Source organism: Streptomyces sp. NPDC002845, from assembly GCF_053591955.1.
On the sequence record NZ_JBSFUU010000024.1, the window covers coordinates 1 to 13,046 of the forward strand.

Below are 13,046 nucleotides of genomic sequence, written 5' to 3' on the forward strand. Positions count from 1 at the left end.
CCGCCCGCACCTCGTCGACGGCTGCCTCACCGAGACCGGCCTGACCATTGGTCCGACCCAAACGTGACCTTGCTACCTCACGCATTAAAGATCAGGTAGCGGACGTGCGGTCCGCCGAAGTAGCCGCAGGCGATATGTGAGGTATCGAACTTGGAGCGATGGCTGGCGACTGGGGCGAGAGCGGTCTTGCATGTGGATCGAGACTTCTGCCGCTCATGTGGCGCGACTGGTGGAGTTGGGTCCTTGATGCGCGGTATAGGCGTTGATGAGCTTCTGGTTCACACGCCTTCTGGAATCCATACAATCAACGCAACTCGAAGACCATCCATACCAAGATCGCTGAGGTAGATCGTCGTGATCACACTGGCAGGAGATGGAAGGTACCGCTCCAAGACGCGCGACTGGGAAAGTTGACAACCCCTCGCTGGAGCGGATCTCTCAATCGGTTGCAGAGCTGGATGGCTATCGACGCACTGAGATTTCCGTGACGGAGGACGAGCCCTTTCGATACTTGTCGATTGCGAGGGGTCCGGATCTTTACCTGGTCACAAGAGAGTCGGCTGATGCAGAGATTGTTCAGCTGCACGATTCTGGGGCCGGTACGGGGGAAATCCAGCTTGTCCGTGGTGGTCAGATGGGCATCTTAAAGCGATCTGATCTGATTATCCGCGATCAAGCTGTTGGTGCCGTATCAGACTTCCTGAACGGATTTCCTGAGGGATTCGGATCCCCTTGGTCAGTGGAATAGAGAAAGTCGTCCAGGGTGCGTGAAGCGCTTCTTGGCATCTTGCTTTTCAAGCTGGAAGTTGGCTGATGGAAACGCCTGCAAGGTATTGATGACCAACGTGGGCGAAGCCCTGGCCGAGCGGGCGGGGAGGCGCGCACGTGCTAATAGAGGTTGGGCGCATGGGAGACGGCAGTGGCAGACGACGGGCACGGAGGGCGGCGGGAGCGGTCGCCATAGGGCTGCTGATTGCCGAGTGCGAATCAGGTGCGGGAGCCGGCGGACAACGCTCGCCCATATCAACGGACACGTCCGGCCCCAAGGCCACGACTACATCATCGGCTGCCGGAGCCGTCAGATTTCTGCGTGTGCGCCATGTTCGGGAGATCCTTAGTAGCGCGGCTGAACTGGCCGGCTGGGAGAGTATCGGCGAGCCACTGGTCACCACCGACCGTCGAGCGTGCGAAGGCGTCATCATTAATGGCTGCCCTGACGCCGTGGCTATTGGGTCGATGGATCTGACACGAGGAGGCAAGACCTGTGATGAGTGGGTCCGGCTCAATTTCACGATGTACTCCTGCACCAGCAACGACGCCGCGCGAGATGTCTACGCCGGGCTGAACCTGGACGGAACGGAACTCGCGCTGCCCGACTCACTCGGCGATGAGCGTCTGGCCACGCGGCAGAAGCTTGACTCACAAATGGAGGGCAGCCACATCACACTGTTTTCCGTGAAGGCCCGCACGGGCACCACTGTGCTGTGGGTGTCGGCTGTGGGTTATTCAGAACTGACCGCCACTAAGGAGCGAGCCCAAGCGGTCATGCAACTGCTGTACGACCGCACCCAGCAGGTCAAGCATGGCGCCAAGCCCGTCGTCAGCAGCTCCATCGGCTGAGCTATCGAGGAGTTGACGGGTTTCGGCCGAGGTGAGCGGCTGGGAGCGTCTCAGATGCGATGTGGTGGTCTTGACGTGCTGGCGATCTTGTGCAGCAGCTCGTCCTCGCCGACGGTGTGTTCCGCAGCTGGACCGCCAGGGACATGACCGTCATGATCACGTAGCGGCCACAACCACGTACCGGCCGGGCGGCTGGTGCCAGTTGGAGAGCGGTTTCTTAGGGTAGCCCGGTGGTCGTCGTGATCGCTGTGGTCCGTGGTGCGGGTGCGGGTGCGGGTCAAGGCTGACAGTCCTCGAAACGGTTCCGCCCGGCACCGCCAACTGTGTGCCGAGTCTCACCGAGATCCCGTGAGACCCCAGGTCGCTGGCCCAGTCGATGAGACTCAGCACACAGTTGAGCAGACGTCGCGGCGAGTTGCCGTACACCACCTTCGCGGACGCAGGCGCGGACACGGTCGCCGGGTGCGTGGTGCGGGCTGTGTTCCGGCGCCTTTGCCGTTGCGGGCCACGGCACGAGGCGATCGGCGTGTCGCCGTGGGCCCTCGGTCTGGTCGATGGGCGAGGTCAGGGCCCGGCCCGGTTCGTGTACGCCCGCTACCCCTCCGCCACCACCGCCGACGCCACCCCCGCGTCATGGCTCAGCGACACGTGCCACGACCGCACCCGAGTTCCGCCGCCCGCGCCGCCACCGTGGCCGGTCGCCCGCAGTCTGGGTGCCCTGGTGTCCTCGACGAAGACCTCGGCGCCGGTCCAGTGCAGGCCCTGCGGTGCGCCGAGCGCCTTGGCCGGGGCCCCTTGACGGCGAAGCGGGCAGCCAGCGAGGCCACGCCCCTGCGCTCCCCGCTGGGCAGCAGCAACTCGCTCTCCTGGAACAGCCGTTCCGCCAGCCCGGAGGTGCGCCGCAGCGACGCCTCAAACCGGTCGGTCTCGACCACATCGATACCGACCCCGCTGATGCTCACGCCGGGCGCCCCACGGCTGTCTGGGCGGTGGCCAGTTCGCACCATACGTATTTGCCGCGGTGGCCCTGTCGGGTCAGTGGCTGCCAGCCCCATGCGTCGGCGCAGGCTCGGATCAGCGCCATTCCCCTGCCGTCCTCCAGGTCGGTGACCTGGTCGAACGGCTGTGGCGGTTGGGGTGGTTCAGGGTCGGCGTCCCAGGCGTCGATGCGCAGGACGCCGGCCGACCAGCGCACGCGCAGGATGGCGGGGCCCTTGGTGTGGCGTACGGCGTTGCCCACCAGCTCCGCTGCGAGCAGTTCAGCGACGTCGACGAGGCCGATCAGGCCGTGCAGGGTGAGGATCAGGCGGAGGGTACGGCGGCTGACGGTGACGGCACGGAGGTCGTTGGGGATGGAGAGGGAGTACTCCCAGGGGCCGGTTTCGGGCATGCGTGAACTCCTGTCGGGTGGGTGAAGGAGAGTCGGGGATGCGCGGCGGTGGCGGGCGGTGGCAGTGCCGCAGCCGTCATGGCAGGACGGAGTGGTGCGCTTCCGGGGGTCCCGGCGTTCCGCAGCGTGTGCGTCGCATCACTGAAGGTAGACCTAGCTTTTTAAGTTTTGCAAGCCGGTCGCGTAACCTGACCCCCGAACGAGGCGCGCCTACAGGCGCATTGGGAGGAGCATTCGATGGCATTGAGGCGCGAGCCAACGGCACGTCAGATGCGCCTGGCGGTCGAGTTGCGCAGGCTCCGCGACGCGGCAGGTCTCACAGCCCGCGAGGCGGCGGCACTGCTCGGGGTGGGTTCCGCACAGATCAGCCAGATCGAGTCGGGCCTCACAGGTGTGAGCGAGAAGCGACTGCGCCGCCTTGCAGCCCACTACGTGTGCACGGACGAAGCGTTCGTCGATGCGCTGGTTACCATGGCGACCGATCGGACGCGCGGCTGGTGGGAAGAGTACCGAGGGCGGCTGCCCACCCCCTTCCTCGACCTCGCGGAACTTGAGCACCACGCCACGTTCCTGCGAGAGGTCCAGTTCCTCTACATCCCCGGCCTACTGCAGACGGAGGGGTACGCCCGCGCCATCTTCTCCGACAGGATCCCGGAACTCCCCGATGAGGAACTGGAGTTGCGCGTCCAGCATCGGATGCGACGCAAGGTGATCCTCGAAGGCGCCGATCCCACACCGTACGAGGCGATCATCCACGAGGCGGCACTGCGCATCCGAGTCGACGACCGCGCTGCCTCGCAAGCTCAACTCGCCAGCCTTCTCGCTTTTTCCGAGGAGGACCACGTCACCGTACGTGTCATCCCCTTCGACCTGGACGGCTTCGGCGGGTCCTGGGCCGCGATGATGATGGCAGGCGGCGCTGTACCCAAGCTGGACTCAGCCGTTGGCGACGCACCTCACGCCGCGACGTTCATGGATTCCGAGGCCCAGCTCAACGTCCTTCGAACACTTTTCCGTAGACTGGAGGCCGCGTCACTCGACGCCGAGCGTTCGCGTGAGTTCATTCACAGGCTGGCCAAGGAAGTGTGAGGCGCACGGTGACCACCCCCGACAACTGGCGGAAGTCGTCCTACTCCGGCGCCGGTGACGGCAACTCCTGCGTGGAGATCGCAAACTCCCCCACCCACATAGCTATCCGCGACTCCAAGGCCCCGGCCAGGGCCACCCTCACCTTCCCGACCGGAGCCTTCGCCCCCTTCGTCGAGGCCCTGAAGACCCACTCCACCGCCACCGGCACCGGCACCGGCACCGGCAGGTTGCGCGACTGACCCACTTCACGGAAAGGCACTCACCATGAGAGCCACACCCCTCCGCCGTACCGCCGCTGCCGCCGCCGTGGCCTGTCTGGCCCTGCTGGCCACCGCCTGCGGTGGTGACGAGTCCGCGGACGCGGGCGCGGCCCAGGACAAGGCCACGGCGGAGGAGAGCGCTACCACCTCTCCGGCGGCCGAAGTGCTGACGACCGCGGAGCTGGAAAAGCTCGCGCTGGCGGACAAGGACGTCGAGGGGCACACGGTCGAGAAGGCCGCGACCGCCGACATCCCGGACGCCGAGGAGGTCAGCGTGGAGAACGCCGCGTGCGAGCCACTCGCATATGCCGTGAACGCCCTGCCGGTCGGCGAGCCGGCCGCGAAGGCCCAGCGGATCGTGAGATCCGAGCCCACAAAGCCTTCGGACGAGGAACTCGCCGAGATGTCACCCGAGGAGCAGCTCGCCGCGAGCATGAACGTGGTGGCCACGGCGGCCTCGCTGTTCTCGTACGAGGACAGCGAGGCCGAGGAGGCCGTCGCCGCGCTGCGCACCGCCGCCGAGAAGTGCGCCGACGGATTCGCCGGGACCACCGACGGCGAGGAGGACAAGGTCACGAAGATCGCCGAGGAGAGCTTCTCCGGCGGGGACGAAGCCGCGGCCTGGACCGTGACCAGGGAAGGGGACGGGGAGACGCTGCCGTACAAGCTGGTGGTCGTGCGGCAGGGCAACACGCTGGCCACCTTCTCCAGCACCAACTTCGGTGCGGCGCTGAGCGGCAAGGACTTCGGCCTGCCGACCGCCGTCATCGACGCCCAGCTGGCCAAGCTCGGCTGACGACTGCAACCGACGGCAACCCCAGGGGGCAACCGACGGCACCCGGCGGCCGAACCACTGGGACAGCCGCCCCCAGGTGCGGAAGACTCGCCCTATGCGAACCGCCCACCGCGTAGAAACCGTCCGCGCCGCCGAACGCACCCTCATGGACCGCCTCCCCGAAGGCGCCCTCATGCAACGCGCCGCCGCAGGCCTGGCCACTGCCTGTGCGGATCTGCTCGGACGGGTGTACGGAAGGCGGGTCGTCCTCCTGGTCGGCAGCGGGGACAACGGTGGTGACGCCCTGTACGCGGGGGCGAGGCTGGCCCGGCGTGGGGCGGGGGTCACGGCCGTGCTGCTCAACCCGGAGCGCACCCACCCGGGCGGCCTGGCAGCCCTCCGCCGCGCGGGCGGCACCACGACCGCCACCGACAAGGCGGCCACCGCCCTCCACCACGCCGACCTCGTCGTCGACGGCATCGTGGGCATCGGCGGCAAGGGCGGCCTGCGCCTCGACGCCGCGCCCCTCGCCGAACTCGCCGCCGCGTCCCGGGCGGCCGTCGTCGCCGTGGACCTGCCGAGCGGCATCGAACCGGACACCGGCGAGGTGCGCGGCGCGGCCGTCCGGGCCGATCTGACCGTCACCTTCGGCACGCACAAGCCCGGCCTGCTCATCGACCCGGCCCGCGAACACGCCGGCACCGTACGCCTGGTCGACATCGGCCTCGACCTCCCCGCCGACGCCGACCTGGAGGCGTTGCAGCACGCCGACGTGGCCGCCCTGCTGCCCCACCCCTCGGCCGAGAGCGACAAGTACCGCCGGGGTGTCGTGGGCATCGCCGCCGGATCCGCCCGCTACCCGGGCGCCGCCGTCCTCGCGGTCTCGGGCGCCCTGCGCGGCGGAGCGGGCGCCGTGCGCTACGTCGGCCCGGCCGGGGACGCGGTCATCGCCCGCTTCCCGGAGACCCTCGTCTCGGAGAAGGGCCCGAAGCAGGCCGGCCGGGTCCAGGCCTGGGTCGTGGGCCCGGGCGCCGGGGACGACCCGGGCCCCGTCGCCGAGGTGCTCGCCACCGACGTACCCGTGCTGCTCGACGCGGACGGCCTCCGCCTCGCCGACCGCGACACCGTGCGCGCCCGCACGGCCCCCACCCTCATGACCCCGCACGCCGGAGAGGCCGCCGCCCTGCTGGGCGTCTCCCGCGAGGAGGTCGAAGGGGCACGCCTGTCCGCCGTACGGGACCTCGCCCGGCTCTACGACGCCACCGTGCTCCTCAAGGGATCGACGACCCTGATCGCCACCCCCGACAGCGATCCCGTACGCGTCAACCCCACCGGCACCCCCTGGCTCGCCACCGCGGGCAGCGGCGACGTCCTCTCGGGCCTCGCCGGTTCCCTCCTGGCCGCGGGCCTGCCCGCCCTGGACGCGGCGAGCGTCGCCGCGTACCTGCACGGACTGGCGGGCCGCTACGCCTCGAACGGCGCCCCGGCCGGAGCCCACGACGTGGCGGACGCGATCCCGGCGGCGTGGCGGGACGTCCGCGACTGACCTCAGCGGCTGACCTCAGCAGCCGACCTCAGCCGCTCCTCAGCCGCTCCTCAGACCGCAGAGAAACCTTCAGGAAAGCCCTCGGGGAAGCCTTCGCTCCCCTCGCTCCCCTCACTCCCCCCGCTCGATCCGGTCGATCGCCTCCTGCACCATCTCCAGGTACTCGGCCTCCTCGCACCGCGGCTTACTGCCCATCCGGTACATGTCGAGGCAGTCGCCGAGGTACTCGCCCAGGTCCTCGTCCGGCAGATCGGCCGCGAGTTCGCTGTGGACACGCCCGGAGAAGGCGGAGGACCACTCAGCGCGCGTAGACCGACGGCGACGACGTATGAGACCACGAACACGTATACGCATACGCATGGCCATCGCCACCCCACACCCCACGACTCCCGGAAGGCGGCTCGCTTCCGGCACCGGGGACGGTAACTCCGCCCACCACACGCGGTCCATACCTTCGGCACATTTTCCGCACACCCGTTCCCCACGGAGAGCCCCGCGTGACGGACCCCACCCCGCCGCCCGGTTCGAACTCCGTTAACAATGGACTGTGATCTCATCGGTTACTTCGTTGCCGCGGAGCGCCCACCGGCCCAAGCCGGAGGCGACTCCCTACGTCGACCTCACCCGTGCCGAGTGGAGCGCGCTGCGCGACAAGACGCCGCTCCCGCTGACCGCCGAGGAGGTCGAGAAGCTGCGTGGCCTGGGCGACGTCATCGACCTCGACGAGGTACGGGACATCTACCTGCCGCTGTCGCGCCTGCTCAACCTGTACGTGAAGGCCACGGACGGCCTGCGCGGCGCGCTGAACACCTTCCTCGGCGAGCAGGGCTCCCAGTCCGGCACCCCGTTCGTCATAGGCGTCGCGGGCTCGGTCGCCGTAGGCAAGTCCACGGTCGCCCGCCTCCTCCAGGCGCTGCTCTCCCGTTGGCCCGAGCACCCGCGCGTCGAACTGGTCACCACGGACGGTTTCCTGCTGCCCACCAAGGAGTTGGAAGCCCGCGGCCTGATGTCGCGGAAAGGTTTCCCCGAGTCGTACGACCGCCGCGCGCTGACCCGTTTCGTCGCCGACATCAAGGCGGGCAAGGGCGAGGTGACGGCCCCCGTCTACTCACACCTCATCTACGACATCGTCCCCGGCCGGCGGCTCACCGTCCGCCGCCCCGACATCCTGATCGTCGAGGGCCTGAACGTCCTGCAGCCCGCCCTCCCCGGCAAGGACGGCCGCACCCGCGTGGGCCTCGCCGACTACTTCGACTTCAGCGTGTACGTCGACGCCCGCACCGAGGACATCGAGCGCTGGTATCTGAACCGGTTCGGGAAGCTGCGCGCCACGGCCTTCCAGAACCCCTCCTCCTACTTCCGCAGGTACACCCAGGTGTCGGAGGAGGAGGCCCTCGACTACGCCCGCACGACCTGGCGCACCATCAACAAGCCGAACCTGACAGAGAACGTGGCCCCGACCCGCGGCCGCGCCACCCTGGTCCTCCGCAAGGGCCCCGACCACAAGGTCCAGCGCCTGAGCCTACGCAAGCTGTAAACGCGCCCGGCAGGGGCGCGGGGCTGTGACATCCTCCGGCTCCGCCGCGTGGGCGCGACCAGCCACTGACAACAAGCAGCCCGCCAACCACAGAACCCCACCCCCTACCCGGCCCCGCCCTACCCCAACGCCGACTTCACCGCATCAGCCAACCGCCCAGCCACAGACCGAGCCTGATCAATATCCGCCGCCTCGACCATCACCCGCACCAACGGCTCCGTCCCCGACGGCCGCAGCAACACCCGCCCGGTGGACCCGAGTTCACGCTCGGCGTCGGCGACGGCGGCCGCGAGCTCGGCGGACGTGCCGACCCGGGACCTGTCGACGTCGGGCACATTGATCAGCACCTGCGGCAGCCGCTCCATGACGGACGCGAGGTCCTTGAGCGTACGGCCGGACTGGGCGACCCGGGCCGCCAGCAGCAGCCCGGTGAGCGTGCCGTCGCCGGTGGTGGCGTGGTCCAGGATGATGACGTGCCCGGACTGCTCGCCGCCGAGGGTGTACCCGTGCTCCTTCATCTTCTCCAGGACGTACCGGTCGCCGACCGCGGTCTGGACGAGCTTGACGCCCTCGCGCTCCATGGCGAGCTTGAAGCCCAGGTTCGACATGACGGTCGCGACGACGGTGCCGGAGCGCAGGACGGAACGCTCCCGCATCGCCAGCGCGAGCACGGCGAGGATCTGGTCCCCGTCGACCTCGTTGCCCTCGTGGTCCACGGCGAGGCAGCGGTCGGCGTCGCCGTCGTGCGCGATGCCGAAGTCGGCGCCGTGCTCGACGACGGCCGCCTTCAGGGCGGCCAGGTGGGTGGAGCCGCAGCCGTCGTTGATGTTGAGCCCGTCGGGCTCGGCGCCGATGGTGACGGTCTCGGCCCCGGCGCGCCTGAAGACCTCGGGCGAGACGCGGGCGGCGGCCCCGTGCGCCTCGTCGAGGACGACCTTGAGCCCGTCGAGCCGGTGGGGCAGGACGGAGAGGAGGTGGTCGACGTACCGGTCGGGGCCTTCGTCGTACGACGTCACGCGGCCGACGCCCGCGCCCGTGGGCCGGTCCCAGGGGGCCCCGGTGCGGTGCTCCTCGTACACGGCCTCGATCCTGTCCTCCAGCTCGTCCGCGAGCTTGTGCCCGCCGCGTGCGAAGAACTTGACGCCGTTGTCCGGCATGGCGTTGTGACTGGCGGAGAGCATCACACCGAGGTCGGCGCCGAGCACGCCGGTCAGATACGCCACGGCCGGCGTCGGCAGCACGCCGACGCGCAGGACGTCCACGCCCGCGCTGGCCAGGCCTGCGACCACGGCGGCTTCCAGGAACTCCCCGGACGCGCGCGGGTCCCGCCCGACCACCGCCACCGGCTTGTGGCCCTCGAACGTACCCGCCTCGGCCAGTACGTGGGCCGCCGCGACCGAGAGCCCGAGCGCCAGCTCGGCCGTCAGGTCCGCGTTGGCGACACCGCGCACGCCGTCCGTGCCGAAGAGTCGTCCCACTGGTGTCCTCCGAATTGCTGAGAATGTGCGGCTCTTACCGAGTGTCCGGGTCCCCAGGCTGCGGCATAAGCCTTCTGCTGCTTAAGCCCCTCTGTCGCATAAGCCTGTGATAAGCACCGTTCCCGGTAAACGAACCGCCCCGACGGCACAGAGCGTGCCGTCGGGGCGATCGTTGCGAAACAGCGGACGCGGGGCGCGCGTAACTGGACGCGCGCCGCGCGATGCGCGATTAGCGCTTGCTGTACTGCGGGGCCTTGCGGGCCTTCTTCAGACCGGCCTTCTTGCGCTCGACGGCACGGTCGTCACGGCGGAGGAAGCCCGCCTTCTTCAGCGCACCGCGGTTGTTGTCGACGTCGGCCTCGTTCAGGGCGCGGGCGACACCGAGACGGAGCGCACCGGCCTGGCCGGAGACACCGCCGCCGGAGATACGGGCGATGACGTCGTAGCGGCCCTCCAGCTCGAGCACCTTGAAGGGCTCGTTGACTTCCTGCTGGTGGACCTTGTTCGGGAAGTAGTCCTCGAGCGTACGCCCGTTGATCTTCCACTTGCCGGAGCCCGGGACGATCCGGACGCGGGCGATGGCGTTCTTGCGACGGCCCAGGCCGGCGGCCGGCTGGGGCTCGCCGAACTGGGAGCCGAGGGACTCGGAGGTGTACTCACCCTCCAGCGGAACCTCGGTCTCCGTGGTGTAGCTGTCGATGTCGACGGTCTCGTCGAGCGGCTGCTCAGCAGTGGTCTCGGCCACGATTCTCCTCAGATTCTCTTCGGTCTTAGGGGGTGGCCGGACTTACTGCGCGACCTGGGTGATCTCGAACGGCACCGGCTGCTGGGCAGCGTGCGGGTGCTGGTCGCCCGAGTAGACCTTCAGCTTCGAGAGCATCTGACGGCCCAGGGTGTTCTTGGGGAGCATGCCCTTGACGGCCTTCTCGACGGCCTTCTCGGGGTTCTTGTCGAGCAGCTCGTCGTAACGGACGGAGCGCAGACCACCCGGGTAACCGGAGTGGCGGTACGCCATCTTCTGGGTCCGCTTGTTGCCGGACAGGTGCACCTTGTCGGCGTTGATGATGATGACGAAGTCACCGGTGTCGACATGCGGCGCGTAGATCGGCTTGTGCTTGCCGCGCAGAAGGGTGGCGGCAGTGGTGGCCAGACGGCCCAGGACAACGTCCTGGGCGTCGATGACGTGCCACTGACGCGTCACATCGCCGGGCTTGGGGCTGTACGTACGCACGGTTCGTAGCCTTCGCTTCTTCAGTGAGGTTCCTGACAAGGTCACCGAAGACGATCACGACAGCCCTGACCGCACTGCGGTGACGCAAACCGCGTGCTGGTCGCTGGTCATCGGCCCGGCGGACCGGTGTAAGGGCCCCTCACGTGAGAATGAGCAAGCCAATACACATAACGAAAGTGCAGAATACCCGCGCTGCCCCGACCTGGTCAAAACGAGCCCGCCCCCATGAACCAGCCCACTCCCCACCGGCCGGCCACGCCCGCCCCGCCCGACCCGCCACGCGCCGCCGGGGCGACGGTCTGCCCCCGGCAAGGGGGCGTCCACTGGGACCCTGGGGTGCCCCCTCTGGAGAGGCGCCGAGGCCGCCCCCGGGGCCCCGGGACAGCCCCGTCTACAGGCCCGGGACCCGGGACAGCCCCGCCGAAGCCCCGAGGCCAACCCCGCCGGAGGGCGCCGAGACCGGCCCTCGCCGGAGGCCCGGGGCCAAGCCGTGCAGCAGCAAACCGCGACGCACCCCAGCCAAGGACCCAAGACACACCCCCACCGGACGGCACCACGGCACACCCCCACCGGAGACCTGAAACGCGCCCCCGGCCGGACCCCCAGCCGCCCCCTCCCAGCCGCCCCCAGCCACAGCCCCGAGGCCAAGCCCCGACGAAGGCCCTGGCAGGCCCCGGCTGAAGGCCCGAGGCCTGCCCTCCGGGGGTTCCAAGGGGGCGCAGCCCCTTGGCCGGGGTCGAAGGGGCGGAGCCCCTGGGGGATGGGATAGGGCAGGGGCGGCGGGGGCGAGGAAAAAGCTCCCGCGTGCCCAGACGCCCCGGAGCACCCCCAGATGTCGGCTTTGCCCGCGCCCTCCAGATCACGCTTGGGGCTCAAGTAACCCGCGAGACGCAAAACCATGCCCCAACGCCCGTCTAAAATGCGGCTCATGAGTTATGGGCAAGGCCAGCCCCAGTGGGATCCCTGGACCCCGGGTTCGCAGCAACCGCAGTGGGCCGACCAGAGCAGCCGGACTCCGGACTGGGCGGCACTCGCCGAGGCGTCGGAGTCGCGCAACAGGCGCCGCCGCCTGCTGATGATCGTCGGCGGCGCCTTCGCCACGTTCGCGATAGGCACCGCCGTAGCCGTAGCCGTCGTGAACGCGAACAGCGGCACCGAGACCCCGAACAGACCCACCAACGGCCTGCCCGCCACCGCGGACATCCCGAGCACGAGCGCCGAACCGGACCCGACGTTCGCCCCGACCTCCGCCCCTCCCCCGCTGGACCCGAAGGAATTCATCTCCAGCGCGAAGAAGGACAAGGCCGACCTCAGCCCGGAGACCCTCTTCCCGGGCAACCGGCTCACCATGGGCGACACCGTCTACACCAAGGGCCTGACCGCCTCCACGAAGAAGTGCGCCTCCGCCGTCCAGGGCACCCTCGACAAGGTCCTCAAGGACAACGGCTGCAACCGCGTCATGCGCGTCACCTACGCCAAGGACGGCATCGCCGTCACGGTCGGCGTCGCCCTGTTCAACACCGAGGCCCAGGCGACCAAGGCCAAGCAGGAGGCGGACAAGAAGAGCATCGTCACCTCGCTCCCCGGCGACGGCATCGGCGCCTTCTGCCGTACGGCGATCTGCCGCTCCACCACCAACTCCTACGGCCGCTACGCCTACTTCACCCTCGCCGGCTTCACCAACGGCAAGGACGTGACGGAGAAGGACACCGCCGTCTTCGACACCGGCGACGACCTGGCCGAGTTCACCTTCCGCCAGATCCGCCGCCGCGGCGAGGCACAGGCGTCGGCGGCGGCCAACGAGTAACCCGCACCGTCGCACCGTGTCTTCCGGAGCCGGTGCGAGCGCACGCACCCGCCGCCGCGACGGCGGGGTCTGGTGTGCTGCCGGTCGGGCCGAGCACGGTGGTGAGCCGGACCCTGCTGTACCAGCTAGCCGTCACGGTCGACCGGCCACACCGGCCGCGAGCGAATGCGCTCATCCAGGCCGGAGCCGAGTTCCAGCCGGAGCCGAGTTCCAGCCGACGCCGGGTTCCAGTTGACGGTGATCTCGTTGACCGGCTGAAGCCGCCTGGACGCGGCCCGGATCGGGTCGGGTCGGGTCGGCAAACCCCGACTCG

At 69.1% G+C, this 13,046-nt stretch carries 13 protein-coding genes and 1 pseudogene; 7 read left to right on the plus strand and 7 right to left on the minus strand.

Features of this window, described 5'->3' with window-relative positions; all coding sequences use genetic code 11:
* The first annotated feature begins 1,092 nt into the window (after nt 1-1,092).
* Nucleotides 1,093-1,620 carry a hypothetical protein gene (locus ACWD3C_RS18935; protein ID WP_451145277.1) on the plus strand — a complete coding sequence of 176 codons (528 nt, stop codon included), beginning with the start codon at nt 1,093-1,095 and terminating at the stop codon, nt 1,618-1,620.
* 594 nt (nt 1,621-2,214) lie between these two features.
* On the opposite strand, the pseudogene ACWD3C_RS18940 reads toward ACWD3C_RS18935, so the two are convergent.
* Nucleotides 2,215-2,582 (minus strand): annotated as a pseudogene (locus ACWD3C_RS18940) (holo-ACP synthase).
* The gene (locus ACWD3C_RS18945; RefSeq protein ID WP_451145279.1) at nt 2,579-3,010 is read right to left on the minus strand and encodes an ATP-binding protein; all 432 of its coding nucleotides are present in this window, start codon (nt 3,008-3,010) and stop codon (nt 2,579-2,581) included. Before ACWD3C_RS18945 ends, ACWD3C_RS18940 begins: the two are co-directional and overlap by 4 nt.
* A 237-nt stretch (nt 3,011-3,247) precedes the next feature.
* On the opposite strand from ACWD3C_RS18945, the gene ACWD3C_RS18950 reads away from it, so the two are divergent.
* The 4 genes from ACWD3C_RS18950 to ACWD3C_RS18965 all read left to right on the plus strand — a co-directional run bounded on the left by ACWD3C_RS18950 (nt 3,248) and on the right by ACWD3C_RS18965 (nt 6,680).
* A complete protein-coding gene (locus ACWD3C_RS18950) occupies nt 3,248-4,099 on the plus strand; it encodes a helix-turn-helix domain-containing protein (RefSeq protein ID WP_451145281.1) in 852 nt (283 codons plus the stop codon).
* Nucleotides 4,100-4,107: 8 nt separating this feature from the next.
* Nucleotides 4,108-4,338 (plus strand): DUF397 domain-containing protein, encoded by a 231-nt coding sequence (locus tag ACWD3C_RS18955; protein WP_451145283.1) that lies wholly within the window; start codon nt 4,108-4,110, stop codon nt 4,336-4,338.
* Between the two features lie 25 nt (nt 4,339-4,363).
* A complete protein-coding gene (locus ACWD3C_RS18960) occupies nt 4,364-5,155 on the plus strand; it encodes a hypothetical protein (protein WP_451145285.1) in 792 nt (263 codons plus the stop codon).
* Between the two features lie 94 nt (nt 5,156-5,249).
* On the plus strand, nt 5,250-6,680 hold the full coding sequence (locus ACWD3C_RS18965; protein WP_451145287.1) for an NAD(P)H-hydrate dehydratase: 1,431 nt from the start codon (nt 5,250-5,252) through the stop codon (nt 6,678-6,680).
* Nucleotides 6,681-6,791: 111 nt separating this feature from the next.
* Here ACWD3C_RS18965 and ACWD3C_RS18970 read toward each other — a convergent pair whose 3' ends face one another.
* Complete coding sequence (locus ACWD3C_RS18970; protein ID WP_451145289.1) at nt 6,792-7,034, minus strand: hypothetical protein; 243 nt, start codon at nt 7,032-7,034, stop codon at nt 6,792-6,794.
* A 193-nt stretch (nt 7,035-7,227) separates the two neighbouring features.
* Here ACWD3C_RS18970 and coaA point away from each other — a divergent pair, with 193 nt between their 5' ends.
* A complete protein-coding gene (coaA, locus tag ACWD3C_RS18975) occupies nt 7,228-8,217 on the plus strand; it encodes a type I pantothenate kinase (protein WP_451145291.1) in 990 nt (329 codons plus the stop codon).
* Nucleotides 8,218-8,336: 119 nt separating this feature from the next.
* Here coaA and glmM read toward each other — a convergent pair whose 3' ends face one another.
* From glmM to rplM, 3 genes are all read right to left on the minus strand, one after another.
* Nucleotides 8,337-9,695, minus strand: a complete 1,359-nt coding sequence (gene glmM, locus ACWD3C_RS18980; RefSeq protein WP_451145293.1) for a phosphoglucosamine mutase — start codon at nt 9,693-9,695, stop codon at nt 8,337-8,339.
* A 229-nt stretch (nt 9,696-9,924) separates the two neighbouring features.
* The gene (rpsI, locus tag ACWD3C_RS18985; RefSeq protein WP_451145295.1) at nt 9,925-10,440 is read right to left on the minus strand and encodes a 30S ribosomal protein S9; all 516 of its coding nucleotides are present in this window, start codon (nt 10,438-10,440) and stop codon (nt 9,925-9,927) included.
* 42 nt (nt 10,441-10,482) lie between these two features.
* The gene (gene rplM, locus ACWD3C_RS18990; RefSeq protein WP_451145297.1) at nt 10,483-10,926 is read right to left on the minus strand and encodes a 50S ribosomal protein L13; all 444 of its coding nucleotides are present in this window, start codon (nt 10,924-10,926) and stop codon (nt 10,483-10,485) included.
* A gap of 928 nt (nt 10,927-11,854) precedes the next feature.
* On the opposite strand from rplM, the gene ACWD3C_RS18995 reads away from it, so the two are divergent.
* Nucleotides 11,855-12,733: a hypothetical protein gene (locus tag ACWD3C_RS18995; protein ID WP_451145299.1), complete on the plus strand. Its 879-nt coding sequence runs from the start codon at nt 11,855-11,857 to the stop codon at nt 12,731-12,733.
* Between the two features lie 125 nt (nt 12,734-12,858).
* Here the strand turns inward: ACWD3C_RS18995 and ACWD3C_RS19000 are convergent, their stop codons facing one another.
* Nucleotides 12,859-13,035: a hypothetical protein gene (locus tag ACWD3C_RS19000; protein WP_451145300.1), complete on the minus strand. Its 177-nt coding sequence runs from the start codon at nt 13,033-13,035 to the stop codon at nt 12,859-12,861.
* Between the last annotated feature and the right edge of the window lie 11 nt (nt 13,036-13,046).